Annotated in this window: 22 protein-coding genes and 1 tRNA gene; 10 read left to right on the top strand and 13 right to left on the bottom strand. The window is 65.8% G+C overall.

Going from position 1 to position 23,983, the window contains the following annotated elements; translation table 11 throughout:
* Positions 1 to 8: 8 nt before the first annotated feature.
* Together WOA58_RS10230 and WOA58_RS10225 are read right to left on the bottom strand one after the other, a co-directional pair.
* On the bottom strand, positions 9 to 986 hold the full coding sequence (locus tag WOA58_RS10230; protein WP_340604094.1) for a Gfo/Idh/MocA family oxidoreductase: 978 nt from the start codon (positions 984 to 986) through the stop codon (positions 9 to 11).
* The gene (locus WOA58_RS10225) at positions 979 to 2,067 is read right to left on the bottom strand and encodes a DegT/DnrJ/EryC1/StrS family aminotransferase (protein WP_340604093.1); all 1,089 of its coding nucleotides are present in this window, start codon (positions 2,065 to 2,067) and stop codon (positions 979 to 981) included. The genes WOA58_RS10230 and WOA58_RS10225 overlap by 8 nt, the downstream gene beginning before the upstream one ends.
* Positions 2,068 to 2,370: 303 nt before the next feature.
* Here WOA58_RS10225 and WOA58_RS10220 point away from each other — a divergent pair, with 303 nt between their 5' ends.
* Positions 2,371 to 3,360 carry a DUF1616 domain-containing protein gene (locus WOA58_RS10220; protein ID WP_340604092.1) on the top strand — a complete coding sequence of 330 codons (990 nt, stop codon included), beginning with the start codon at positions 2,371 to 2,373 and terminating at the stop codon, positions 3,358 to 3,360.
* A 10-nt stretch (positions 3,361 to 3,370) separates the two neighbouring features.
* Here the strand turns inward: WOA58_RS10220 and WOA58_RS10215 are convergent, their stop codons facing one another.
* The gene (locus WOA58_RS10215; protein WP_340604091.1) at positions 3,371 to 4,549 is read right to left on the bottom strand and encodes a helix-turn-helix transcriptional regulator; all 1,179 of its coding nucleotides are present in this window, start codon (positions 4,547 to 4,549) and stop codon (positions 3,371 to 3,373) included.
* Between the two features lie 336 nt (positions 4,550 to 4,885).
* Here WOA58_RS10215 and WOA58_RS10210 point away from each other — a divergent pair, with 336 nt between their 5' ends.
* Positions 4,886 to 5,377: a hypothetical protein gene (locus tag WOA58_RS10210; protein WP_340604090.1), complete on the top strand. Its 492-nt coding sequence runs from the start codon at positions 4,886 to 4,888 to the stop codon at positions 5,375 to 5,377.
* 112 nt (positions 5,378 to 5,489) lie between these two features.
* Here WOA58_RS10210 and WOA58_RS10205 read toward each other — a convergent pair whose 3' ends face one another.
* The 4 genes from WOA58_RS10205 to WOA58_RS10190 form a co-directional block, all read right to left on the bottom strand.
* Complete coding sequence (locus WOA58_RS10205; RefSeq protein WP_340604089.1) at positions 5,490 to 6,725, bottom strand: glycosyltransferase; 1,236 nt, start codon at positions 6,723 to 6,725, stop codon at positions 5,490 to 5,492.
* An 81-nt stretch (positions 6,726 to 6,806) separates the two neighbouring features.
* Positions 6,807 to 7,880: a hybrid sensor histidine kinase/response regulator gene (locus WOA58_RS10200; RefSeq protein WP_340604088.1), complete on the bottom strand. Its 1,074-nt coding sequence runs from the start codon at positions 7,878 to 7,880 to the stop codon at positions 6,807 to 6,809.
* A 199-nt stretch (positions 7,881 to 8,079) separates the two neighbouring features.
* Positions 8,080 to 8,955 carry a winged helix-turn-helix transcriptional regulator gene (locus WOA58_RS10195; RefSeq protein ID WP_340604087.1) on the bottom strand — a complete coding sequence of 292 codons (876 nt, stop codon included), beginning with the start codon at positions 8,953 to 8,955 and terminating at the stop codon, positions 8,080 to 8,082.
* Positions 8,956 to 9,049: 94 nt separating this feature from the next.
* Complete coding sequence (locus tag WOA58_RS10190) at positions 9,050 to 10,189, bottom strand: polysaccharide deacetylase family protein (RefSeq protein ID WP_340604086.1); 1,140 nt, start codon at positions 10,187 to 10,189, stop codon at positions 9,050 to 9,052.
* A 206-nt stretch (positions 10,190 to 10,395) separates the two neighbouring features.
* On the opposite strand from WOA58_RS10190, the gene WOA58_RS10185 reads away from it, so the two are divergent.
* Both WOA58_RS10185 and WOA58_RS10180 read left to right on the top strand, forming a co-directional pair.
* On the top strand, positions 10,396 to 11,454 hold the full coding sequence (locus WOA58_RS10185) for a hypothetical protein (RefSeq protein ID WP_340604085.1): 1,059 nt from the start codon (positions 10,396 to 10,398) through the stop codon (positions 11,452 to 11,454).
* 144 nt (positions 11,455 to 11,598) lie between these two features.
* A complete protein-coding gene (locus tag WOA58_RS10180) occupies positions 11,599 to 12,690 on the top strand; it encodes a hypothetical protein (RefSeq protein WP_340604084.1) in 1,092 nt (363 codons plus the stop codon).
* A 92-nt stretch (positions 12,691 to 12,782) separates the two neighbouring features.
* Here the strand turns inward: WOA58_RS10180 and WOA58_RS10175 are convergent, their stop codons facing one another.
* A complete protein-coding gene (locus tag WOA58_RS10175; RefSeq protein ID WP_340604083.1) occupies positions 12,783 to 13,745 on the bottom strand; it encodes a glycosyltransferase family 2 protein in 963 nt (320 codons plus the stop codon).
* A 170-nt stretch (positions 13,746 to 13,915) separates the two neighbouring features.
* On the opposite strand from WOA58_RS10175, the gene WOA58_RS10170 reads away from it, so the two are divergent.
* The 4 genes from WOA58_RS10170 (at position 13,916) to WOA58_RS10155 (ending at position 19,259) form a co-directional block, all read left to right on the top strand.
* Positions 13,916 to 14,740 (top strand): LpxD N-terminal domain-containing protein, encoded by an 825-nt coding sequence (locus tag WOA58_RS10170; RefSeq protein WP_340604082.1) that lies wholly within the window; start codon positions 13,916 to 13,918, stop codon positions 14,738 to 14,740.
* On the top strand, positions 14,737 to 15,504 hold the full coding sequence (locus WOA58_RS10165) for a polysaccharide deacetylase family protein (protein ID WP_340604081.1): 768 nt from the start codon (positions 14,737 to 14,739) through the stop codon (positions 15,502 to 15,504). The genes WOA58_RS10170 and WOA58_RS10165 overlap by 4 nt, the downstream gene beginning before the upstream one ends.
* A 43-nt stretch (positions 15,505 to 15,547) precedes the next feature.
* Positions 15,548 to 17,551: a hypothetical protein gene (locus tag WOA58_RS10160; RefSeq protein WP_340604080.1), complete on the top strand. Its 2,004-nt coding sequence runs from the start codon at positions 15,548 to 15,550 to the stop codon at positions 17,549 to 17,551.
* Between the two features lie 70 nt (positions 17,552 to 17,621).
* A complete protein-coding gene (locus tag WOA58_RS10155) occupies positions 17,622 to 19,259 on the top strand; it encodes an alkaline phosphatase family protein (protein ID WP_340604592.1) in 1,638 nt (545 codons plus the stop codon).
* A 42-nt stretch (positions 19,260 to 19,301) separates the two neighbouring features.
* On the opposite strand, the gene WOA58_RS10150 is transcribed toward WOA58_RS10155, so the two are convergent.
* Positions 19,302 to 19,616 carry a helix-turn-helix transcriptional regulator gene (locus tag WOA58_RS10150; RefSeq protein ID WP_340604079.1) on the bottom strand — a complete coding sequence of 105 codons (315 nt, stop codon included), beginning with the start codon at positions 19,614 to 19,616 and terminating at the stop codon, positions 19,302 to 19,304.
* 255 nt (positions 19,617 to 19,871) lie between these two features.
* The gene (locus WOA58_RS10145) at positions 19,872 to 22,448 is read right to left on the bottom strand and encodes a PAS domain-containing sensor histidine kinase (protein ID WP_340604078.1); all 2,577 of its coding nucleotides are present in this window, start codon (positions 22,446 to 22,448) and stop codon (positions 19,872 to 19,874) included.
* Positions 22,449 to 22,747: 299 nt separating this feature from the next.
* On the opposite strand from WOA58_RS10145, the gene WOA58_RS10140 reads away from it, so the two are divergent.
* Positions 22,748 to 22,915 (top strand): hypothetical protein, encoded by a 168-nt coding sequence (locus WOA58_RS10140; protein ID WP_340604077.1) that lies wholly within the window; start codon positions 22,748 to 22,750, stop codon positions 22,913 to 22,915.
* On the top strand, positions 22,908 to 23,117 hold the full coding sequence (locus WOA58_RS10135; RefSeq protein WP_340604076.1) for a hypothetical protein: 210 nt from the start codon (positions 22,908 to 22,910) through the stop codon (positions 23,115 to 23,117). The genes WOA58_RS10140 and WOA58_RS10135 overlap by 8 nt, the downstream gene beginning before the upstream one ends.
* Positions 23,118 to 23,261: 144 nt before the next feature.
* Here the strand turns inward: WOA58_RS10135 and WOA58_RS10130 are convergent.
* From WOA58_RS10130 to WOA58_RS10120, 3 genes are all read right to left on the bottom strand, one after another.
* A tRNA-Ser gene (locus tag WOA58_RS10130) sits at positions 23,262 to 23,343 on the bottom strand.
* Between the two features lie 27 nt (positions 23,344 to 23,370).
* Positions 23,371 to 23,577: a hypothetical protein gene (locus tag WOA58_RS10125; RefSeq protein WP_340604075.1), complete on the bottom strand. Its 207-nt coding sequence runs from the start codon at positions 23,575 to 23,577 to the stop codon at positions 23,371 to 23,373.
* Positions 23,577 to 23,957 (bottom strand): RidA family protein, encoded by a 381-nt coding sequence (locus WOA58_RS10120; protein WP_340604074.1) that lies wholly within the window; start codon positions 23,955 to 23,957, stop codon positions 23,577 to 23,579. Before WOA58_RS10120 ends, WOA58_RS10125 begins: the two co-directional genes overlap by 1 nt.
* Positions 23,958 to 23,983 lie beyond the last annotated feature (26 nt).

The following is a 23,983-nucleotide window of genomic DNA, read 5'->3' as shown; positions in this document are numbered from 1 at the left end:
AACGGGGCTCAGACGGCGTCGGTCGGCGCGCTCCGCTCGCGTCCCGCGAGCGCGTCGATCTCGCGGGCCAGCGAGAGCGCGCGGAGCCCGTCCTCGCCGGTAACGACCGGCTCCGAGCCCGTTCTGACCGCCTCGGCGAACGCCGAGAGCTCGTTCTTCAGGGGCTCGCGGCGCTCGACGAGCACCTGTTCGACGATGTTCTCGTGGCGGTACCGGAAGCCGTCCTGTTTGGCGTACTCCGGCAGCGACTGGCGGGTTATCTCGATCGACTGGTCGATGTAGTCAACGATGACGCGACACTTCTCGGCGGTGATGGTCAGCTCGCGGACCTTCTGCTGGGTGACGCGGCTCGCGGTGAGCTGGCCGATCCGTCCCGAGGGGGTCTGGATCGTCGCCGTCGCGTAGTCCGATCCCCGCGTGCCCGCGGCATGGACGTCCTCGGCCTCCTCGCCGAATATCGAGAGCATGATGTCGATGTCGTGGATCATCAGGTCCATCACTGCCGTGTCGGCGATCTCCCGGTCGAGCGGTGGTCCGAGGCGTTTGGCCTCGATCGCGATGATGTCGAGGTCGTCGAGCAGCTCCATCAGCGTCATTACGGCCGGGTTGAACCGCTCGATGTGGCCGACCTGGAGGGTGACGTCGCGCTGGTCCGCGAACTCGATCAGCTGCCGGCCGTTGTCCAGGTCCTCGACGATCGGCTTTTCGATCAGGACACCGACGCCAGCGTCGATACACTCCCGGGCGGTATCGTAGTGATACTGGGTCGGGACCGCGATCGAGACCGCGTCGACCGCGTCCAGCAGGTCGTCGAGATCGAGGACGTCGACGCCGAAGGCGTCCGCGACCGACGCGGCCTGCTCCCGGTCCGCGTCGTAGATCCCGACGAGCTCCGTTTCGGGCAGCTCCCGGAAGACGCGGACGTGGTTCTGGCCCATGCTGCCGACGCCGATGACGCCCACACGGACGGGTGGCCGTTCAGACATGTTTCACCCCTTGGTTCGTGACCGCTTCAACGATCCGATCGACATCGTCCGACGAGAGGTTCGGATGGACCGGCAGCGAGAGCACCTCCTCGGTCGCGCGTTTCGCGTGGGGGACCTCCGCACTGTAGCCCTCGTAGGCCTCGAGCTCGTGGAGACAGGTCGGGTAGTAGACCTTGCTGCCGACGCCCTGCTCCTCGAGACCGTCCTTGAGGGCCTCGCGGTCGTCGCTTCGGATCGTGTACTGGTGGTAGACGTGGGTGCGGTCGTCGGGGACCGTCGGCGTCTCGACGTCCGCGTCGGCCAGCCCCTCGGTCAGGCGGCGGGCGTTCTCCCGGCGGGCCTCAGTGAACGCGGGGAGGCGATCGAGCTGAACGCGCCCGAGCGCCGCGGCGATGTTCGTCAGCCGCAGGTTGTGCCCGATCTCCGGGTGGGCGTACTGGGCACTCCCGTCGCGGCCGTGGTTGATGTACTGTCGGACCCCCGCCTCGATCTCGGGGTCGTTCGTCGTCACCATCCCCCCCTCGCCGGTCGTCATGTTCTTCGTCGGGTAGAACGAGAAGCAGGCGACATCGCCGATCGAACCCACGGGCCGGTCGCCGACTGTCGCGCCGTGGGCCTGTGCGGCGTCCTCGATAAGCGCGACGTCGTACTCCTCCGAGAGCTCGACGAACCGCTCCATGTCCGCGGGCAGCCCGTAGAGGTGGACCGGCATGACAGCCGCGACGTCCTCGCGCTCGCGGAGGACGGTCTCGACGGCATCGGGGTCGAGGTTGTACGTTTCGGGGTCGACGTCGGCGAACACCGGCTCGCCGCCGGCCAGCCGGATCGAGTTCGCGGTCGCGACGAACGAGAAGGGAGTGGTGATCACCGCCTTCCCCCTGACGTCGAGGGCCTCGCAGGCCGCATGGAGGGCGGCGGTCCCGTTCGCGGTCGCGACGCCGCGATCGGCGCCACAGAAGTCGGCGAACTCGGATTCGAACTCGGAGACGACGTCGCCGCTGGCGATATAACCCGATTCGAGGACCTCCTCGACGGCTTCCTGCTCCCCCGCGCCGATGTCGGGGTTCGCGATGGGGATCATCGGGTCCCTCCGGGCAGGGTGGCGTCGAGGGGACCGGTTCCGAGCGTCGCGTGGGGCCGGACAGGGTAGTGTAATGTCAGTTGCATGGTAGACGGTAAGCGGGTCGGAGCCCGTTCTCACCTCGATTTACGAAAGGTGGCGCCTTTGTTATAAACGTGTTAACCGCCGACAGCGGCGGATAACCGGCGCGAAAACGACAGTGGGCGGCGTGTCACTGGTGTTACCGGTAGAGCGTGGCGAGCACCCCCCTGTTCCGACGAACGGTCGGGGGGTTTTTCAACGTACCTCGCGTAGCCCGGGGAAATGAGAGCCCACCAGTGGATGGGAGACCTCCTGCTAACCATCCTCTTCAGTGCCCTCGCCGCGGTCGGGATCCTGATAGTCGACGTGACTATCGCCCCGGTCCGCGTCGCGCTCGCCCTCCCGCTCGTGGTGTTGCTACCCGGATACGCGTTCGTGAGCGCCCTCTTCCCGGACCCACCCACCGAGGACGGGGCCGGCTTCGGGACGCTCGAGCGGATCGCCCTGTCCGTCGCGCTGAGCCTCGCGATCGTTCCCTCGATCGCGTACGTCGCGAACTTCTCGCCGTACGGCGTCACCCTGCTGCCGATCGCCGTCGCCACCGTGGCATGGACGGTCCTGTTCTCCCTGATCGGGCTGCTGCGGCGTGCCAGGCGGCCCCCCGAGGATCGCTATGGGGTTGGGGGACGCGCCGTCGGCACCGTAGCGGGTCTGTTCACGGTCCACCAACGGCGCCGTGGCGAGACGCCCGCCCCGTTCGAGCCGGAGAACCAGCGACACGTCCTGTTGAACGTCTTCCTCGTCTTCAGCCTCCTGGCGCTGGTGGCCGGCGGGGCGTACATGGCCTTCGCGGCCCCGTCGTTGCCCGCCGAGGAACCCCACACCGAGCTCTACCTGCTCTCGGAGAACGAGGAGGGCGAGCTGACCACGACGGACCTGCCGACCGACCTTTCGGGCGGCGAAACTGCGCCGATCACCGTCGGGATCGAGAACCACGAGGGTGAGACACAGAGCTACACCGCGGTCGTCTACCAGCAGGAAGTCGTGCTGAGCGACGACGGTCAGGACGTCGAAGGCGTCGAAAGCGAGACGGAGCTCGATCGGTTCGAGACGACAGTCGAGGACGGTGAGACCGAGCAGATCGGCTATGACATCGGCCCGACGACCGACAACGACGTCTACGTCTGGGTCCTGCTCTACGAGGGTGACGCGCCAGACGACCCGTCACCCGAGGACGCCGATCAGACCACGCGGCTCGCCTTCACCGACTGATCGAAGGGGGTTACACGTCGGGTGACTCGGACTCCACACCGCGGAGCTCGACGATGTTCTCCCGACCGGATCTGAGCTTCGTGACCGTCCCCTCCTGTTCGAGCTTCGTGAGCAGGCGGCTGACGGTCGCCTGGGACCACTCCGTGTGATCGACGAGCCGTGACTGTTTCATCCGACCGTCGTGTTCGTCGAGTATCCGACAGATCTCCTCCTCCTTGGTCAGCGGCGGGCCGTCGCCGTCGGGATCCGGCTCCGTGGGAGGGTCGACGGGGGGCGGTGTGGTGGGAGGATCGTTCGCGGACCCCGCCCCCGCCGGTTCGTCGTCGGTCGTCGTCGGTTCGGCCTGCCCGTCTCCCCCCTCGCTGCCGGTGTATCGCCGCATGAAGTGCCAGCCCAGCGCCCCTCCGCCCGCGACGACGAGGAGGACGACGAGCAGGCCGGCGCCGACGTAGACGTACGGGAGGTACGGGATCGTCGGGTCGAGGCCGAGACGGACGGCCGTCGCGTCGCCGACGCCATCGCCGCTGGTGTCGGTCGCGAGCGGATCCGTCCCGTGAACGGCGACCTCCTCCCAGTCGGTGAGTCCGTTGCCGGTCGTGTCGGGGACCGTGAAGTCGGTTCCGTAACGGACCTCGTCGGCGTTGGTCAACCTGTCGCCCGATAAGTCCCCCTCGGGGTGGATCACGGTTACGGGAACGGTCTCGTAGTACTCCATCTCCCCGTCGTCGGTCCGAAGCTCGAGCGTGATCCAGGCGCCTCCCTGGTACCCGTCGGGCCATTCGTCGATGTCGAACTCGACGCTGCTTCCGTCGCCGGTGGGTGTAACGGACTGACAGCCGAGATCCGAAAGTGCTTCGCCGTCAGTATCGGTCACCTCGCCGCACACGGCGGACTCCTCGTTGGCCGCCCCGCTCCCGAGGGTGGTGTTCACTGTCGTCGGCTCCGTGCTCCAGACGTAGGCCGGGCCGGGATGATCCGAGACCAGGGCCTCCTGGTCGTCGATGTAGCCGTCGCCGGCGATCTCGGTCCCGTGGAACCCGGGAGCATCACCGTTCCCGGTCGTCGCGCCGCTCGCGTCGTTGGGGTCGTCCGCGATCGGAACCGCGATGGCGGTGCCGACCCCGAGGACGATCAGGACGGCGAACGCGACGAACAGCCGGGAGGAAACACGGTATCCCTGCTCACCCATGAGTAGGATTGGCGTGGGTACGGGAAGGACTGCGAGGCGATGGGCGAGTCATACGTCTCCGTCCACCCATAACCCCCCCTCCCTAATGGCCTTTTTTATATACTCTCAGTAAAACATCAGATTAAAGTGTGTTTTATACGGCTTGCCGAATCGTTCATCGGCAGTAGAAGGCCTCAAACCGCCGCACAACCGATATACCGGCCGCGAAGTGATTCGGAGGTTTTCAGACTCTTTCACAGGCTTTCAACCAGCTAGGCCCGGTTCAAATCGGCGGGAAGGTTTAGAGTAAGTATAGTAAACCCCGTCGAGCCTATAGGGAACGACGGGGGTTAGCCAATGCAGAAAAAACTCAGCAGACGGCGATTCGTTGAAGCAGCAGGCGCGGCGAGCGTCTTCGCGCTTGCAGGATGTACCGACGAAGGCGAAGAAGAAGAAGAGGATCCCGCAGGCGACGAGGAGGATCCTGCCGAGGACGACCCGGCCGAGGACGATCCGGCCGAGGACGACATGGAAGACGACCCGGCCGAGGACGACCCAGCCGAGGACGACCCGGCTGAGGACGACCCAGCCGAGGACGACCCGGCTGAGGACGATCCGGCCGAGGACGACCCGGCTGAGGACGATCCGGCCGAGGACGACATGGAAGACGACCCGGCCGCGGACGACGAGGAAGACGGCCTCGAAGACGACGAGGACGACCCGGCCGCGGACGACGAGGAAGACGGCCTCGAAGACGACGAGGACGACCCGGCCGCGGACGACGAGGAAGACGGCCTCGGCGACGACGAGGACGACCCGGCCGCGGACGACGAAGAAGACACGCCTTAGACGTCGGTACTTCCGATCATCACGGTTTTTTGAGCGCCAACCGTTCGAGCGATAGCTATCTGACTGGCCGAGCAGTATCTACGGCCGCGAGCCAGGGCTATCGCGGACGGGTCTACGTGGAGTCCACGACGCCGGCATACAGCGAGGAGAACGAATCGATCACCGTCTCGGGTTCGAACCGTTTGAGCTGGTGCGAGACGGCCTCGCGGTGAGCGGCGTAATCGCTCCGGAGCGTCTCGAAGGCTTCGGCGAGCGATTCGGGGTTCCCGGGTTCGAAGAGCGTCCCCGCCGGCCCGACGATGTAGTCCATGCTGCCGACGTCGGCGCTCACGATCGGGGTGTGGGTCGCCAGCGCCTCGAGCATGACCCGGCCGAACGGCTCGTCGATGACGCCGGGATAGACGAACACGTCCGAGGAGCGATAGAGGTCCGGCAGCTCGCCGTGATCGACGTAGCCGAGCCAGGTGATCGCGTCCTCGACCCCGAGGTCGGCCGCCAGCTCGCGTAGCGTGTCCTCGAGGGGACCGCGACCCGCGATCCGCAGCTCGACGTCCCGGTCGTTTCGGCGGAGCAGCGCGAGGGCACGGACGAGCGTCTCGACGCCCTTGATGTCCTGGAGCGCACCGACGTACAGCGCCGAGATCGGCTCGGTGAGCTCCGTCGGCTCGGGACGCGGGCGGTGGAACTCCTCGTCGTAGAAGTGGGGGACGACCGTGATCGAGTCCTCGGGAAAGCCCAGGTCCGCGTAGTCGTCCTTCAGATGGGGCGAGAGGGCGTGGTACGCCGTGATCCCGTCGGCGTGGTTCATCGAGGAGCGGACGAACGGGATCTGGCCCATCGAGACGTAGCCCTGGCGGAGCTCGGCCTCGATCCCCTGGCGGCGCTTGAAGGCGGTCGTCGGGACGCAGGCCGCACACTTCAGCGGGCCGGGGCCCGAGCACTTTCGCTCCCCGTGATAGAGCATGTCCGCCTTCGGACAGACGGGGAGATAGGAGTTGAGCGTGACGAGCGTCGGGATCTCGAGTTCGGCGAGCACGGGGATGAACGCCGAGGAGTAAGAGTGGACCAGGTCGTGGCCCTCGAGGGCCGCGCTCTCCTCGTGCAGGGCATCCATCTTCGTGAAGATCGGATGGGGAAGCTTCGGGAGGTCGTCGTGGAGCACGTACTCGACGCGGTCCTGCGCGGGGAGGGTCGCGTCGTCGGCGTCCATCTGCGAGGAGACATACACCGTCAGGTCGTGACGCCGCGAGAGGCGCTCGATGTAAATCGTCGAGCTATGGGTCGCGCCGGTGCCGTCGCTGCCCGGGCACTCCGCGGGAACGAAGGCGACGTCGAGTCGCTCAGACATGGTCGTCACGGATGTCGCGTCGGTCGGTCATTGGTTCCGTAGTTCTCGGGAGCCGATCCTTATTATCGGTGCGGTAAGCTACTACACCCGGTCGAGCTCGACGCAAAAGACCGATCCCTCCGGATCGTTGTCCTCGACCCATATCGTGCCGTCGTACTGGGTGACGAGCCGGTCGACCAGCGAGAGGCCGATCCCCATTCCTGAACTCGCCGCCCCCTGTTCGCCCTCGGCGAAGATGCGTTCCTTCCGTCGGTCGGGGATGCCGGGACCGTTGTCCGCGACCCGAACGAGGACCGTTTCGTCGGTCGCTTCGGCCGAGATCGTCACCACGGGAACGTCCTTGTCGTTGTAGAAGATGGCGTTGCTGATGAGGTTGCCCACGACCGACGAGAGCAGATCGTTCGCACGTACCCGCAGCCCCGCGACCTCGCCCTCGATCGAGAGTTCGACGTCGCGATACAACCCCTGGGCCTTCTCGACCTCGGTCGCGAGCACCTGCGAGAGGACGACGGGATGGAGTTCGACCTCCTCGTCGTCGGTCACCGTCTCGACGATATCGCCCACCGTACGGGTGAGCTGGAGGATGTGGTTGCTCGATTGGATGATCTCGTCGACGGCGTCCTGTCCGCGGGGCTCGACGTACTCGGTGACCTCACGGGCCCGACCGACGACGAGGCTGATGTCGTTCCTGATGTCGTGGCGGGTGAGCTGGTTGAGGATGGCGAGCTCGCGCGTGCGTGTTCTGAGTTCCCGTTCGGTCTTCTTTCGCTCGATGGCGTATCTGATCGCGCGCGTGAGCACCTCCGGGGTGACGTCGTCCTTCACCAGGTAGTCCTGTGCGCCGTGCGAGACCGCTTCCATCCCGAGTCGCGCCTCGGGCATCCCGGTCAGGACGATCACGGGCACCGTCGCGGTGCGATCGAGGACGGTTTCGAGGGTTTCGAGCCCGGTGCTGTCGGGGAGCCGGAGGTCGAGCAGGAGCACGTCGGGTTCCTCGCTCGAGAGCGCATCGAGCCCCGCTTCGAGCGACCGGGCGTGTCTGAACTCGACCGGCGGATCCTCACGGTCCTCGCGTAGCATCTCCTCGATGAGGCGGGCGTCGCCGAGGTTGTCCTCGATCAGGAGCACCGACTCGAAGGAAGGGGGAGCGGTCATGGCGCGAAGTCGATGCTAGGAGCTTCGGTCGAACCGCAGGCCGTGCAGAGGGACACGGCGTGGGTATCACGACCGATCGGTTCCGGCGCGGCTGGAGGGGAAAGGGCGGGGGAGTTCATTCGTCGCCACTATATTGCAGGTAGTAGATAGTAAAAATATTTATAATTTCGTTGAGACGTATTCGATCGGCGGCCACGTATCAGGCGTCGTTGCCGACGATGGCCTGGAGGCGCTCGTCGTCGGCCGCGTCGGTGGGATCGTCGAGCCGGGACTCGAGCTCCCGAAGACGGGATTCGAGCCGATCATAGTCCTCGCTGGCCTCAAGCTCGGTCGCCGACTTCTCGCTTCGAAGGATCGACTCCTTGGCCGCGAGCGCCAGATATCGACGGAGGGGTTCGTCGTGGACCTCGCGAGCGAGGACGTCGGTGACCGTCTCGCGGACGTCCTCCCGGGAGGCCGGTTTGGCGACGTAGGCGTCGAATCCCATGTCGACGATGTCGAAGTCCGGTTCGACGGCCGAGAGCATCACCACGCCACAGTCGAGGTTCCACTCGCGGACCCGCGCGAGGACGTCCTCGCCAGACACCCCGGGCATCCGGCGATCGAGCAGGACGACGTCGACCGAGTCGTCGAGCCGCCGGAACGCCTCCTCGCCGTCGTAGGCCCGCTCGACGGTGTGGTCCGCCTCGAGCCAGCTCGCGTGCATGTTCACGAGCCGGGGATCGTCGTCGACGATCAGGACGACGGGATCCGGATCCGGGTCGAGATACTGATCGCCCCACTGGGCAAGCGCCTCGAGCGCGCCCTGTAACTCCCGACCCGTGTCGGTGAGCTCGTACTCGACGCGCAGTGGCGACTCGCTCACCACCGTCCGCCGTACCAGTTCGTTCCCCGTGAGGTCCTCCAGGCTGTCGGTGAGGACCTTCGCGGAGATGCCTTCGATGCGCTCCTTGAGCTCGTTGAACCGCAGCGGCCCGTCCTCTAGGAGCCGGTGGATGATCACCGGATGCCATTTCTTCGAGATGAGGTCGACGGTATCGACGACCCGCTGTGCTCGATCTGTGTTGCTGGTCACCGTCTCTCGCCGGATCGACCTATGGGCTGCTCCGTAATTTACTATTCGATTTTCGTATTAAAATAAATATGTAGGGAGAGGTATCGTCGTGGGTTCAGTCGAACAGCGACCGGAAGAACGAGAGGATCCGGGCGATCAGTCCCTCGGAGTCGTCGTCGCCCGCCCCGTCCCCGCCGTTTTCGTCCCCGGGATCGTCGTCCGCCTCCTCCCCTTCCTCGGCCTCTTCGGGCGCGTCGACGACGCCGAAGACGTCGAGCGCCTCCTGGATCGTGACGACCTCGATGTCGCGCCGTTGGGCCTCTTCGAGGACGAACTCGAGTCGCTCGGGCGGCATGGTCTCGTACTGGCTGTGACCCGCGAGGATCCCGTAGTCGGGCTCGTTCGCGACGTTGTCGAGGAACTGCTCGATGTCGGCTTCGTCCATGTGGTCGGTCTCCATATATCGCCGTGAGAGCTCGTGGGGGTCGGGGTCGTGCTCGGAGTTGAGCCCGCCGGCGCCGTCGCGCCGCGGCGCGGCGTCGTAGTAGTCGGAGATGACCTCGCCGACGAACCCGTCGTCGCGCTCGTAGGGATAGATGAAACCGGTGACCTGTCCCTCGCCGACCATCTCCTCGAGCTGGGTCCGTGAGTCCGCGAGGATCTCCTCGGTGAACTCGTCGGTGTACCGGACGACCGCCCCGTCGGCGGCGAAGCTCTCGCCGATCGGCTCCTCGAGCTCGATGTACAGACCCGTGTCGTCCTCGCCGTTGCCCGCGACCGTGCCCTCGGCCTCGCCGTCCTCGCCGATAACGACGATCGGGTCGCCCTCGAACCGGCCCTGGTTGTTGGTCTGGGCGTAGATCCGGTCGTCGCCCTCGGCGATGTCGGCCTCGATCGGCACCTCGCCGAGCGCGCGGTGGTCGACGGTGTGGGACATGACCTCCCAGCCGAACTCGTGCATCTCCTGGAGCTGCTCGGTGGTGAGCCAGCTCTCGCTCGAGTCCATCAGGCCCGGGCAGGCCGCGGTACAGCCGGGGGCGTCGTACTCCCGGTGGACCTGGTACATCTCGTAGTCCTCGGCGGGGCTGTCGTCGTAGACGATCGAGAGGTAGCCCGCGGGTTCGTCGTCTTCGGCGTCTTCCTGGGCGGCACCCGCTCCCGACAGGAAGCCGGACGCGCCGATCGCCGCCGCGCCGGCGCCGACCGATCGCAGGAACGAACGACGGCCCGGGTGGACGCCAGTGGTGTCTCTCATCATCCGTACTATCCGATCCCTGTCCTTTATTTATATATCGGATAAATCACGAGAGCTGTTCACTGGCATCACGGTGGGCGACGCTCAAGGCGGGAGCATCGCTAAACGGCCCTCGTGGGGGTTACCGGACCGTAAGCGCCCCGATTACGGGTCGATCCGCTCAGAGTCATACGTCGTCGGTGGTTCTCCTCGACGCGTGAGAGGACGTGATCGGAAAGTTATACGGAATGGCGACGCCGGCGAGACGGGAACCGACGAACAGCGGCCGACCGGCGAACCGGTTCGACGGCGACCGGCGAACGTTCGAGATGGACGCCCTCGCGGAGGTCGCCGGGATCGGCGATGGGGACCCCTGTGACGGAGTGTTCCGATCGGTCCTCGAACGCGCCGAAACCGGTGACCGCGTCCTGTTTCGCGACGGGATCTTCCGGTTCGAGGAGCTGCACGCGATCGGGACGGCGCTGACGATCGACGGCGGGGGAGCGACGATCGAGTTCGCCGACGCGGGCGGGTTCCACTTCCGGGGCAGCCACTACAACGGCGCGTCGCCGGCGACCTCGACCCGGGCGGCGGGCCCGATCCGGGAGGACGAACGGCGGATCGACGTCGTCTCGACAGCCGGGTTCACCGCGGGGGACCACCTGCTGATCGAAACGCCGTATGAGGGCTGGTCGGGTCGTCACCCCCTCCGGGCGGGATCGGGTTACGGATGCCAGATCGCGCGCGTCGCGTCCGTGACCGACTCGGGGCTCGTCGTCGAGCGGGCCACCAGAACCGGCTTCGGGGACGAGGGAGGGGACGAGAGTCGAGCCGAGATCCATCGTCTCGATCCGCTCGTCGGCCCCGTTTTTCGGGAGGTGACGACCGTCGGCGGGGACGTCCCCCTCCGTATGGAGTCGTGTGTCGACAGCCTGTTCGAACGGTGTGAGGTCTCGGGCTACGGGGAGTACGGCCACCGGATCGACTACTGTCTGGGGACGGTCCTCGACGAGCCCCACATTACCGATCCCCGCGACAGCACCGACGACCGGGGGGTAGCCCTTCAGGTCTCACACTCGACCGACACGAGGATCGACGCCCCCAGAATCGACGGGGCCCGACACGGGATCGACCTCGCCGGCGGCGCCTTCGGCGTCGAGATCGCCGACCCCGTCATCGCGCGGGCGTCCAGTAGGGCGATCTCGGCGTGTGGAGGGGCGGCCTGCGTGGGTGATATCGTCGTCGATGGGGTCGAGATCGGTTCCGATGACCGGCCTACCCCGTAAGCGGCGAGGCTCGGTATCCTGCCAGCGTCGCCGGTCGCTATCGTTCTAGTGTTATTTGTCATATACGTTCCCCATTTGACTCATCATTCCCACTATTTTCAATTCGAAAACGTTACACGGGATGGTTGATGTGATACGAGCGGAATGCGAGATATTGACCACGAAGAGCGCAGTTCTGTCAGCAGACGCGGTTATCTCGGTGCCGTTGGCGGACTGGTAGCGACGCCGCTTCTCGGTTCGATCGCGAGCGCATCGGACGAATCGGAGTACTCGAACGTCGTCGACATCGTCGAGGCGGGCGCCGACAGCTCGGGCAACAGCTCGATCACGTCGACCCTCCAGCAGGTCGCGGGCGACGACACCCTCGTGAAGTTCCCCTCGGGCGAGTATCTCGTCGACGATACCGTGCGTCTCACCGGCTACGAGAAGTTCGGGATGGTCGGGAACGACGCGACCATCGACGTCGCACCCACCAACGGCTACGTCTTCAAGCTGGGAACCTACAACGACCCGATCGGTGACCTCCACGTCGAGGGCTTCACCGCCGACATCTCCGGATCGAACACCGGCGGCCGGGTCTTCGAGCTCCAGGCCGCGGACGACCTGTACGCGGGCGACATCACCGTCGAGGGGAAACACGACACCCCGAGCAAGGGCCCGATGCTCGCCGGCCTCGCCAACAGTGGCGGCAGCGGTACCGTCGAGAACGTCGACCTCTCGGACGGCGGCGAGGACGTAAGCGGCGGCCGTGGCGGCACCGGACTGCTCGTCAGTAACTACCACTCGGGCGACCTCACCCTCCGGAACATCGACGTCGGTCCGTTCCCGGACAACGGGATCTACTGTACGGGCGGCTCCGGCCAGGTCCACGTCGAGGGCGGCCGGTTCGTCAACACCAACGTCGCGGGCGTGCGGCTCACGGGCGACGGCAGTTCGATCAGCGGCTCGACGTTTGTCTACGACGAGGACATCAGCGGCTTCGGCGGCCAGCGCCCCATCCGGCTGGACGGGGGTTCGAACCTCGAGGTCTCGAACGTCGACATCGAGATGAGCATCGATCAGACCGAGGCCATCCGCGTGATGGGCGGCGTCGACTCGGCGAGCATCAACGACGTCGACATGGACCTCTCGAGCTCGGTCCGCGACGGCGTTTCCGTCGTTTCGGGTGCCGGCTCGGTCGACACCAGTGGCCTCGACGTCAACGGCAACGGTCGCTACGAAGTCTTCAACTACTGACGCTCGGGTGCGACCCGGTGCTTTCCTTTTTCGGCGCTATCCGAGGAGTGTAACCGCCAGCGAGAAGAGGCCGCGAAGCGCGGGGTTCGCGTTCAGTCGTACAGCAAGACCTCGAGGTCCTCGCTCTCCTGCATGTCGAAGACCATCGCCAGCAGCATGAACAGCCACCCGAGCACGAACAGCACGAGCGAGGTCCCTCGGGAGGTCCCCTCTCGGTCGATCGCCGACTTGAGCGCCGACAGCAGTCCGGCGCCCGCCGAGGCCGCGCCGACGTAGTAGAACAGCGCCAGCGGGTGGAAGTCCCGGACGAGGTACTTCACGCGAAGGCGCCAGAGGAAGTCCCGGAGGAGGAGCCCCGAGACCTTCGGGATGTAGGTCTTGTAGTCGATGCTGCTCTCCTCGTCCTTGTAGACCGCGCGGCGCTTGATGTCGGCGACGCGCATGTTTTTCGCGTTGAGCCGCACCAGGAGGTCGTTGGGGTAGCCGTAGTCCTCGTACATCTCCTCGATCCCCACGTTGTTCAGCGCCTCGTAGGAGATCGCGGTCGAGCCGTTCTGGGGGTCCATGATCTTCCAGTAGCCGCTCGCGATCTTCGTGATCAGCGTCAGGACGAAGTTGCCCACCTGGCGGAACAGCGGCATGTCCTGGCGTTCGGACCCGAGAAGACGGTTGCCCTTCGAGTACTCGGCCTTCCCCTCGGCGACGGGCTTGACGATTCGCTCGACGATGTCGGGTTCGGTCTGGCCGTCGCCCGCGATGACGGTCGTGACCTCCATCTCGTCGTCGAGCGCGTGGAGATAGCCGGTCTTGATCGCGCCCCCGACGCCCTTGTTCTCAGCGTGACGGATCGGGACCACGCGGTCGAGGGTGGTCTCGCCCTCGTCGTTCACGGCCTCGGCCTTGCGCTGGATCTCGCCCCACGTGTCGTCGGTCGAACGGTCGTCGATCACGTAGGCGCGGTCGATGAACTCGGGGAGGGTCTCGAGGACCTCGCCGATGAACGGCTCCTCGTTGTACGCCGGGATGACGGCGGCGATCGTCTTGTCGTTATACATGGATATTCGGATGCTCTGTCGGGGGCGACCCGGTGGCAGTACTTCCTTATACGGGGGCTAGACGCGGTCCACGGCCCGCTCGTAACGGCCATCGGGGCACTCGCTTCGACAGCGGCCGTTAGAGCCGGGATAATAAAATACCTCCCGAAACCAATACGCGTAGGAACACCGTGACGCTCACCTCAACGGAGATCGCCGAGTTCGTCGGCGCCGAACACGTCGGCCCCGAAGCGATGGTCACCGGCGTCGACGCGCTCGATTCCGCCGGCCCGGACGACCTCGCGTTCTGTATCTACGACGATCCTGCCTATCTTCGGGCCTCCGACGCCGGCGTGGTCCTCTGCCCGCCGGGCCTCGAGCCCGCCGACGACCGGACGCTCGTTCCGACGGCCGATCCCAAGCTCGACTTCGTGAAGGCCGCAAACGAGTTCTTCGTCGAGCGCCCCGCGGAGACGCAGGTCCACCCGACGGCGGTCGTCGAGGAGGGGGCGACGATCGGCGAACGGACCCGCATCGGCCCGCAGGTCCACGTCAAGGACTGTGTCGAGGTCGGCGACGACTGTACGGTCCGTGCGGGGGCCGTCCTCGGCAGCGAGGGGTTCGGGTTCGCGCGCGAACCGGCGGGTCGGCTGCACCGGCAGATACATCAGGGCCGCGTGATAATCGAGGACGACGTAGAGATCGGCCCGAACACGTCGATCGACCGGGCCGTCTTCGACGAGACGGTCGTCGAACGCGGTGCGAAACTGAGCGGCCAGGTCCACCTCGCCCATCAGGCCCGTATCGGCCGCGAGACGACCGTGGCCTACGGGTCGGGCTTCGCCGGCGGGTCGGCCGTCGGCGAGCGCGCGACGATCCACCCGCACGTGTCGGTCGCGACGGACGTGACGGTCGGCGACGGCGCCGAAGTCGGCATGAACGCGGGCGTCCTCTCGGACGTCCCGGACGACACGACGGTCGTCGGCACCCCCGCACGCCCCATCCAAGACCAATGACCGTACACAGCCCCTCCGATCAGCCGCCCACGGGAGACGTCGAGTTCACCTACGACTGGTACGAACGGTTCCTCGCCGAACTACAGGAGTCGGGATACATCGACGCCGACTACGCCGACCCCCTCGAACCCGGGGAGATGATCGTCCGCCACGACATCGATTTCGCGCCCCGAAAGGCGCTCGAAATGGGGCGGATCGAGGCCGACCTGGGCATCGAGGCGACGTACTTCGTTCTACTGAGCTGTCCGCTGTACAACGTCTTCTACAAGCCGGTCAGGAGTGCGCTGCGCGAGCTCCAGTCGATGGGCCACACGATCGGCGTCCACTTCAGCACCCATCAGTACTGGAACGGCGAGGCCCCGGCCGAGGCGGTGACCAAGCGCGCGCTCGCCGAGCGGGACGCGCTCTCGAGCGCGGTCGGGGAGGTGAGCGAGGCGGTCTCCTTTCACCGGCCCGACGAGTGGCTCTTCCGGCGGTCGTTCGACGGGTTCATCAGCACCTACGAGGAGCGTTTCTTCACCGACATCGCCTACCGGGGTGACTCGAACCAGCGCTGGCGGGAGGAACACCCCCTGGCAGGCGACCCGCCGGAGAAGCTCCAGATCCTCACCCATCCCGGGCTCTGGGGCGAGGAGGACGCCGACTTCGAGACGCGGCTCGGCCGGGAGGTCGACCGGGAGCTCGATCGGACGCAACGATTTATGCAGGAGCAACTTGTTGAAAAGAAATACAACGTCGACGAGTTCCGGTACGGCTTGGAGTAATCGATGAGCGAACCACACAGCCACGGACGAGAAGGTGGACAGGATGGCGAGTAGAGCCGGTGGAGTCTACGGCTGGCTCGAGAGCCAGCGCTTCGACGTGATCGGTGCGATCCTCGCGATCGTCCTCGCCGTCGTCCTGTTGCCCCTACGGCTGCTCGCCTCGAACTTCTACATCGTCGCGATCCCCGTCGCGATGGTGATCGCCGCCACGCTCTACCTGCTCGCGGTTCGGACGAGCAACACCGAGGGGCTGCCGACCCTTCCCGTCTGGGCCGGCCGGCTGCTGCCCAGCCTCGTGCTGCTCGGGACCGCCCTCCTGATCGTCATGGGGATCTATCAGGGCGGGCGCACGCCGATGTTCTACAACCTCGCGACGCTCGTGGGGATCGCGATCTTCCTCCAGATATTCTTCACGCGCGAGCGGGACTTCGTCCCCTGGCTCGTCATGGCGCAGATCCTCGTGCTCGCGTTCACCATCCGGTACGTCTCGCTGCTTACCACGCCCGGCTACACCGGGATCGACGTCTGGACGCACGTCCCCGCGTGGTCGGTGACGATCCTCGAGACCGGATCGCTCGACTTCCTCGAGGGCAACAAGTACTACGCATCGCCGCTGTTCCACCTGGCGGTCGTCGCCACGAGCCTGCTGGGGGACGTCGCGGTCCGCAACGGACTGTTCCTCTCGGTCGGGTTCGGGATGGCGTTCTCGCCCGTGTTCGTCTACATCGCGACCCGTCTGTTCGTCTCCGCCCGCTGGAGCCTGTTCGCCGCCGCGATCTACGGAATCTCGGCCCACACCGTCGAGTGGTCGATCCACCTCATCCCGACCGGCCTGGGTCTGGTCTTCTTCCTCGGGGTGTTCTACCTGCTCGTCCGCGTCCTCGACGTCAACCCGGGAAGCCGCGAGTTCGTCCTGATCGTCGTCCTCAGTATCGCGACGATCCTCACCCACCAGATCTCGGCGTTCATCATGCTCATCCTCACGGGAGCGGGGCTGCTCGCCCACCTCCTCCTTCGTTTCGAGCTGTTCGCACCCCCCAGTCGGTTCCGTGGGCTCAACGCGGGGAGCTCCGACTCGGTGAGCCTGACGGGACTGTTGGCGTTCGATCTGGGCTTCATCACGTTCATGTGGTCGCTGACGCCGTATCACGGCGATACATTCCTCGCGACCACCTTCAGCTTCTTCCGGGTGACCCTAGAGGAATCGGCCGGGCTCGGCGACGTCACCGGTGATCGTGTCGAGGCAGCGACCGAGCCGTCGTTGCTCGAACAGGCGGTCCAGTACATCGACGCGGCGGTGTTCCTGATCCCGTTCGCGCTCGCGGTCGTCGGCTGTCTGTACGTCCTCAGGCGGCGCAACATCTCACACGCGAAGGTGATGTGCGGGGCCTCGATCGTCGTGATGCTCGTGTTCATCTTCGGGTTCCCGATGTTCGGCGTCCGGACGTTCATCCCCCAGCGGTGGTACGCGTTCCTCACGGCGCCGCTGGCGCTGCTGGCCGCGGTCGGCGTCGCGTATCTCGCGCGGCGCCTGACGACGCCGGTGATCCTCGTCGTGTTGCTCGTCTTCGCGCTCGCGTTCCCGCTGGTGTCGTTCGCCGCGACCGACGGAACGATCGACAACCCGCGGTTCGGCGACGCCCAGACCCAGTACAGCTACAACCAGGCCGAGCTGAGCGCGGTCGACACCATCGGCGAGATCCGTCCGGTCGACGAGGAGGCGGGCGAGGTCTACCACACCGACCACCCCTACAACACTGTGTTCACGCGGGCCGGTCCCGGACCCGGGGTTGCAGCCGACGTCTCCGACGAGGGGTTGGAGAGCTCCGAGACGGTGATCTATCGGGAGTACCAGTCCAGCGGATCGGCCTTCTTCGCGCTCGACGAGGAGCGAAGCGGCACCCCGGAGATGAGCCGTGACGAGCTCTGTGGGGCGGAGCGTCACTACGCCTACGACAACGACGACGTCACGATGTGTACGGCGACCTGGGAGATCGACGACGACGCGGACGTCGGCGCCGACCTCGAGGGCGACGGCGACACCTGAGGCGACTCAAGCGCGGGTTCCAAGAGGGTGTCTTTAACCGGCCGACCGACGAAGGGTGACCCACGAGCGAATGAGCAACCGAATGGACACCTTCCTGATCGGGATCGACGCCGCCTGCCAGCCCGTGATCGATCGCCTCTCGGAGACCGACAGCATTCCGAACCTTGAGTCGATCATCGAGGACGGGGTAAGTGCTCCTCTCGAGTCCCAGATCCCGCCGTGGACGCCGAGCGCCTGGCCCTCGCTGTATACGGGCGTGAACCCCGGCAAACACGGCGTCTATGGGTTCGTCGACTTCGACGGCTACGACTGGGAGGTCGTGACCGCCGACCACGTCCGCGAGCACACCCTCTGGGAGCTGCTCGACGAACACGACCGCTCGAGCGTGATCGTCAACGCCCCCGTCACCCACCCGCCCGACGAAATCGATGGGGCGGTGGTCCCCGGCTTCATCGGTCCGGAGAACCCCGGAACCCACCCGAAGGGGATCCTCGAGGAGGTCCGGGAGGCGATCGGGGAGTACCGGGTGTATCCGAACTACTCGCGGGGCGACGACTCCTACACCGACGAGGAGAAGCTCGACGAGTACTGCACGCTGGCGCGGATGCGTGGGGAGGCGTTCCGATATCTCGCCGACGAGTACGAGCCCGACTTCGGGTTCGTCCAGTTCCAGAAGACCGACACGGTCTTCCACGAGTTCGACGGGAACCCCGACCACGTACAGCGGATCTACGAGGCCACGGACGAACAGATCGGGGAGATCCTCGAGGCGTGTGACCCGAAGCGGGTGTTCGTCGCGAGCGACCACGGGATGGGGCCCTACGAGAACTACGAGTTCCGCCTCAACGAGTACCTCCGTCGCGAGGGGTACGTCGAGGCGACGACCGGGGGAAAGGGGATGCCCTCCTGGAACCCGATCCGCGATCAGCTCCGGGAGGGCGACGACCGAACCACGTGGGAGCCGAGCACGGTCGAGCGGCTCGCTGCGACGGCCGCGAAGGCCGGGCTGACCCCCTCGCGGGCGGTAGGCGTTCTCGATCGGGTCGGCCTCGGGGAGCTCGCACGCCGGCACGCCCCGTCGGGCGTGAGCCGGACGGGCGCCGAACAGGTCGACTTCCCCGGGTCGCGGGCGTACATGCGCGCGCGAACCGAACTCGGGGTGCGGATCAATCTCGAGGGCCGCGAGCCGGAGGGCGTCGTTCCGCGGGAGGAGTACGAGGAGGTCCGCGACGAGCTGATCGAGCTGCTCGCGGGGGTCGAGACGCCCGACGGGGAGCCCGTCTTCGGCGAGGTCGCCCCCCGTGAGGAGTACTTCTGGGGACCGTACACCGAGAAGGCGGTCGACGTCCTCACGGTGCCGAACGACTTCGAGCAGTTCCTCTCGGCACAGCTCCGCGACGGGCTGTTCGGCCCGCCGACCGAACCGTGGAACCACAAGCTCGACGGACTGTTCGTCGCCGCGGGCGAGGGGATCGACGCCGAAGCGGACCTCATGGACGCACATCTGTTCGACGTCGCGCCGACGATCTGCTCGGCGATCGGGATCCCGTACAGCGACCGGATGGACGGGCACGTCCTACCGGTCGTCGGGGACGGGGGCGCGGCTTCGTACCCCCCTTACGACGACTCGCCGGCGTCCGGACGCGACGACGGGGACGGGGACGAACAGGTAGAAGAGCGGCTGTCGGATCTGGGATATCTCGAGTAGTGCCCCCCACCGCACCCGGTGGAGACCGTCTGCATGGGGCCGTTACTGAGTCTGTGGCAGCTCCTCCAGTTCCCCTTTTATCTCGTCGGGGATGTAGGAGAGCTCCCAGTCGAGGCGGGCCTCGATCTCGCGCTCGCCACGGTCGGTCAGGATGTACTTGTTGGTCCTGAGGTCGTGTTTCCCCTTCTTCACCAACCCCTTATTGACGAGCGTGTCGAGGTTGGGGTAGAGACGGCCGTGGCGGATCTCGGTGCCGTAGTATCGTTCTAGCTCGTCGTTGACGTCGAGCCCTTTCGGTTCGTCGAGGCCAGCGATCACCAGAAGCAGGTCACGCTGAAATCCTGTTAAATCATGCATTCAGTACACCTCGGAGTAGTATGAGACTGCGATGAATATATAACGGGGCGATGGTTCACGATATTACACCGTCCCTAGAGGAGGCGAGGGGACACAGTACCGCCCAGTGGCCGTCTAAACGGTGTTGTCGGCGTTCCTGGCTCGAAAATAACGGTCATATTAAGAGAACGAGGAACGTTTCATCGTCCGATTTCATTCCATTTTACCTATTAATACCGCAATAAGCGTCTCGAAGAGCAAGAGTCGATCCCGCGTTCATAGATCGGGCGTCTCCGAGGGGGCGTCGGCGGGTGTCGGTTTGCTCTCCGGAATCGTGAAATGAAACGTCGTGCCGACCCCGGGTTCGGACTCCACCCAGATCTCGCCGCCGTGGCGACGAACGATCTTCTGGCAGATCGCGAGGCCGATCCCGGTGCTCGAGGAGACGGGTCCCGACGAGAAGATCTCGAAGACCTCGTCGGCCTGTTCAGGGTCGATTCCGACGCCGTCGTCCTCGACCGAGAACTGCCATCCGTCCTCGAGCTCCGTCGCCGAGACGTGGATCCTGGGGGGTGTGTCCCCCGAGTAGGCGATAGCGTTGCTGATGAGGTTCTGGAAGAGCTGGGCGAGCTGCTGGGCGTCGCCCTCGACGGTCGGCAGGCGATCGACGGTGATCTCGGCGTCCTCCTCCTCGATGGCGATCTTGAGGCCGGCGAGGACCCGATCGAGGAGGTCGCGACACTCGACGGGCTCGGGGGTGAGGTCGTCGGTGCCGATCCGGGAGTACGTGAGCAGGTCGTCGATCATCTTTCGCATCCGCTCGGCCCCGTCGACGGCGTAGCCGATGAACTCGTCGGCGTCCTCGTCGAGCTCGCCCTCGTAGCGCCGCTGGATCAGGTCGAGGTAGCTACGGATCATCCGCAGGGGCTCCTTCAGGTCGTGAGAGGCGACGTAGGCGAACCGCTCGAGCTCGGCGTTCGAGCGCTCGAGCTCCTCGATAGCCGCTTCGCGCTCCCGTTCTGCGGTGATCCGCTGGGAGATGTCCCGACCGGTCCCACAGATGTAGACATCGTGGTCGCCGGTATCGTAGATCGGCTCGCTGATGTCCTCGATCACCGACCCCGTGAACTCGTAGGGGATCCGCTCACCGTCCTTGCTCACGAGCGTCGCCTCGATCGAGACGGTCGCACCCTCGGCCGCGACCCGCTCGATACCCCGGAGGATCGTGGGGACGTCGTCGGATGCGACGAACTCGGTGGGGTGCATGCGCTCTATCTCCTCGTCGGTGTACCCCGTCACCTCGTTGAAGCGGTCGTTCCACCGAAGGATGTCGCCGCTCGGGGTGAAGACGTAGAAGACGTCGGGCTGGGCGTCGAGGGCGCTCTCGGTGAACGCCTTCTCGCGGCGGAGTTCCTCCTCGATCTCGACGACGTCGGTGATCTCGGTGAGGTAGCCGTCGAGGTACTCGACGGAGCCGTCGGGGTCGTCGACGCCGCCGCCCTGTTCCCAGACCCACCGGACCTCGTCGTCGGCGGTCCGGATGCGGTAGGTCGTCTGGTACTGGTCGCCGCGGTCGATGGCGTCCTGGACGACGTCCCAGACCTCCTGGCGGTCGTCGGGGTGGATCACGTCCCCCCACGAGAGCTCGCCGGACTCGAGGCGCTCGCGGGAGTGGCCGGTGAGCGACGTACAGCCCTCGCTCATGAACTCCACGGGGAAGCCCGCTTGGTTTCGGTACCGGTAGACGACCCCCGGGAGGTTCCGGATGAGGTTCGACAGCGCCTGCTGGCGCTCGCGCAACGCGCGCTCGGAACGACGTCGCTGGGAGATGTCCCGGGCGATACCACAGATATAGCGGGGCGAACCGTCGTCGTGGGCGACCATCGAGCCGGTGAACTCGTAGGGGATCAGCCGCCCGCCGCGGGTACGGATACGAACGACCGCGGTCGCGTCGCCCGTCTCGACGATCTCGGAGATGGCCGTATCGACCTGGTCGTAGTCCTCCTGGACGAAGAACTCCATGGGGGACATCGAGGCGATCTCATCGTTCGAGTAGCCGGTCACTTCCGCGAGGCGGTCGTTCCAGTGGAGGAAGTTGCCCTCGAAATCGAAGACGAAGAAGATGTCCGAGAGCCGGTCCAGCACGGTGTCGATGAAGCCGTTCGAGAGCTCGATCCGCTCGGAGCCGTTCGTCGACTGGGCGTCCTGAACGACGAGCTGGAATTGCTCGTCGCCGACGGGGACGAAGACGTACTGGTGGTTCCCGTCGGTGTAGCGCTGGATCGCTCCGGATTCGATAGCGCGGCGCCCGTTCTCGAGGATCGGTTCGGGGTCGCCCACCGACGAGTCCGTGACGGGCGTTCCGAGCAGCTCACCCTGACAGCTGCCGATCGCGGCGGCGAGCCCCTCGCTGACCGACCGGTACGTCCCGTCGCGATCGATCCGGGCGATCCGGTCGGCCGACTGATCCAGAAGCGACAGCGTCACCTCCGGTGGCGAGCCGGCGTCGGCGTCGGGGTCGTGAACCGCCCGAACCGCATCGACGAGCGACTCGTCGTCGACGCGGGTGATCGACGGCGCGTAGGTCTCGAGGCTGTCGGGGACGGATCGGGAGCTCCGAACGACGACCGGGAGGCCGGGCGAGAGCGAGAACAGCCGTTCGATCTCCGGATCCGTACCGCCCGTCGCGTCCCAGACGAGGCAGTCGGCACGCCGGACGACCGGATCCGAGACCGCCACCGTGACCGACGGAACGGCCGACACGGCGATCGACGGGTTCCCATCGGCCGCCGTGAGCAGTCGCTCGATCGGGTCTGCCGCGCTACCGAGATAGAGGACCTGAACAGGCGTCATGAGTAGTGAAGCGTTACGGTAGCGTCAGTTACCTCGTATAACATATATACTTTCTTATCCATTTTACTGTAACAAACTAGCGAGGTGGGGTTACCCGGCGGTAAGCCGGCCGTTCACGACGACGTTACTGACGATATATATGATAGTAGATATTTCTCTATGACAGGACAGCGATACTCCATGAACCGAGAGACACCGAGATCACGGACGACGGACGACACCACCGGTCGCCCCCGCGCGCCGAAAACGGGTTCGGACCCGTCGGGGGCGGTCACGAGACGCCATCGGGCGGTGCGAGCATGAACGAACTGTCGTTCCCCGCACGGGTCGCGCGGGCGAAAGCGCTCCTCGAGGAGGCGGCGGAACACGACGACATCCCCGCCGAACAGATGGTGTACCTCCAGGAGGCGATCGAGTTCCTCGACCGCCTCGAGGACTCCTTTCGCGACGGGCGGGCGTATGAGTGAGGTCGGCCCCGAGCACGCCTCCCCGGCCAGTGACTGGCCGACGTTCGCGCTGCGCTATACGTTCAACCCGGCCGGAGTCGGAATCGATTTCGGGTTCGCGCCCGACGAGGTCGTGGTGTTCGACGCCACGCGGGGCCGGCCCGAGAGCCGCTGGATCGCCGCCGAGCGCGGCTCGTACGTCTCCGTCGAGGAGACGCGATAGATCGAAGAAAGCACGAGGCGCCGGGACTGGGATTTGAACTCACTCACTTCGCTCAGCTCGTTCGCTGCTCAAATCCCGTATCCGTGTCGACTTCGTGGCTCGCGGTTCGTCGCTTCGCTCCTCACGATGCTCGCCACAGACGGACGCCGGGACTGGGATTTGAACCCAGAATCCCAAAAGGGAACACGCTTTCCAGGCGTGCGCTTTACCATTCGGCCATCCCGGCTCGTCGTGTTCTACCCGTCGTTCGCCTTTAAACCCTTCCGTTCGACCCGAGGACGAGCGGTTCGGCGGCGTACGTCGACCCGGCGGCGGCCACCCCGACGCAGCCCGCGACCGCGAACTTCAGGGCGAACGAGAGGCGCTCGCCGGTGAGCAGCTCGTAACCCTGGATCAGGACGAGGAAGGAAAGCGCGCCGATCATCCCCCACAGCAGGCTCGCCTTCGTCCGCGGATCCATCAGTCGGTCGTGGCGACGGTCTCGATCTCGACGGCGGCGCCCTTCGGGAGCGAGCCGACCTCGAGGGCGCTCCGAGCCGGCGGGTTGTCAGCGAAGTACTCGGCGTAGGCCTCGTTCATCCCGTCGAAGTCGTCGATGTCGTCCAGATAGATCGTCGTCTTCACGACGTGCTGGAGCGAGAGCCCCTCGCTCTCGAGGATCGCCTTCACGTTCTCGAGGCACTGACGGGTCTGGACCGCGACCGATTCGTCGCCGAGGAACTCCCCGTCGGGGGTGAGCGCGATCTGACCCGCGGTGAACAGCAGGTCGTTCGTGGCCGTCGCCTGGCTGTACGCGCCGATCGCGTCGGGCGCCTCGGAGGTGCTGACGGTTCGCTTCATACCCCTATCCTCGGATGGGCCGTTCT

The sequence above is a fragment of the Halalkalicoccus tibetensis genome, assembly GCF_037996645.1.
GTDB classification, from domain to species: domain Archaea; phylum Halobacteriota; class Halobacteria; order Halobacteriales; family Halalkalicoccaceae; genus Halalkalicoccus; species Halalkalicoccus tibetensis.
Note: the sequence above shows the minus strand (reverse complement) of the source record. Positions and strands in the feature narration are given on the sequence as shown.

Excerpts from the sequence above, each read along its gene's own strand:
- WOA58_RS10230 (WP_340604094.1), bottom strand. The coding sequence starts at position 986 with ATGTCTGAACGGCCACCCGTCCGTGTGGGCGTCATCGGCGTCGGCAGC.
- WOA58_RS10225 (WP_340604093.1), bottom strand. The coding sequence starts at position 2,067 with ATGATCCCCATCGCGAACCCCGACATCGGCGCGGGGGAGCAGGAAGCC.
- WOA58_RS10220 (WP_340604092.1), top strand. The coding sequence starts at position 2,371 with ATGAGAGCCCACCAGTGGATGGGAGACCTCCTGCTAACCATCCTCTTC.
- WOA58_RS10215 (WP_340604091.1), bottom strand. The coding sequence starts at position 4,549 with ATGGGTGAGCAGGGATACCGTGTTTCCTCCCGGCTGTTCGTCGCGTTC.
- WOA58_RS10210 (WP_340604090.1), top strand. The coding sequence starts at position 4,886 with ATGCAGAAAAAACTCAGCAGACGGCGATTCGTTGAAGCAGCAGGCGCG.
- WOA58_RS10205 (WP_340604089.1), bottom strand. The coding sequence starts at position 6,725 with ATGTCTGAGCGACTCGACGTCGCCTTCGTTCCCGCGGAGTGCCCGGGC.
- WOA58_RS10200 (WP_340604088.1), bottom strand. The coding sequence starts at position 7,880 with ATGACCGCTCCCCCTTCCTTCGAGTCGGTGCTCCTGATCGAGGACAAC.
- WOA58_RS10190 (WP_340604086.1), bottom strand. The coding sequence starts at position 10,189 with ATGAGAGACACCACTGGCGTCCACCCGGGCCGTCGTTCGTTCCTGCGA.
- WOA58_RS10180 (WP_340604084.1), top strand. The coding sequence starts at position 11,599 with ATGCGAGATATTGACCACGAAGAGCGCAGTTCTGTCAGCAGACGCGGT.
- WOA58_RS10175 (WP_340604083.1), bottom strand. The coding sequence starts at position 13,745 with ATGTATAACGACAAGACGATCGCCGCCGTCATCCCGGCGTACAACGAG.
- WOA58_RS10165 (WP_340604081.1), top strand. The coding sequence starts at position 14,737 with ATGACCGTACACAGCCCCTCCGATCAGCCGCCCACGGGAGACGTCGAG.
- WOA58_RS10160 (WP_340604080.1), top strand. The coding sequence starts at position 15,548 with ATGGCGAGTAGAGCCGGTGGAGTCTACGGCTGGCTCGAGAGCCAGCGC.
- WOA58_RS10155 (WP_340604592.1), top strand. The coding sequence starts at position 17,622 with ATGAGCAACCGAATGGACACCTTCCTGATCGGGATCGACGCCGCCTGC.
- WOA58_RS10150 (WP_340604079.1), bottom strand. The coding sequence starts at position 19,616 with ATGCATGATTTAACAGGATTTCAGCGTGACCTGCTTCTGGTGATCGCT.
- WOA58_RS10145 (WP_340604078.1), bottom strand. The coding sequence starts at position 22,448 with ATGACGCCTGTTCAGGTCCTCTATCTCGGTAGCGCGGCAGACCCGATC.
- WOA58_RS10140 (WP_340604077.1), top strand. The coding sequence starts at position 22,748 with ATGAACGAACTGTCGTTCCCCGCACGGGTCGCGCGGGCGAAAGCGCTC.
- WOA58_RS10135 (WP_340604076.1), top strand. The coding sequence starts at position 22,908 with ATGAGTGAGGTCGGCCCCGAGCACGCCTCCCCGGCCAGTGACTGGCCG.
- WOA58_RS10125 (WP_340604075.1), bottom strand. The coding sequence starts at position 23,577 with ATGGATCCGCGGACGAAGGCGAGCCTGCTGTGGGGGATGATCGGCGCG.
- WOA58_RS10120 (WP_340604074.1), bottom strand. The coding sequence starts at position 23,957 with ATGAAGCGAACCGTCAGCACCTCCGAGGCGCCCGACGCGATCGGCGCG.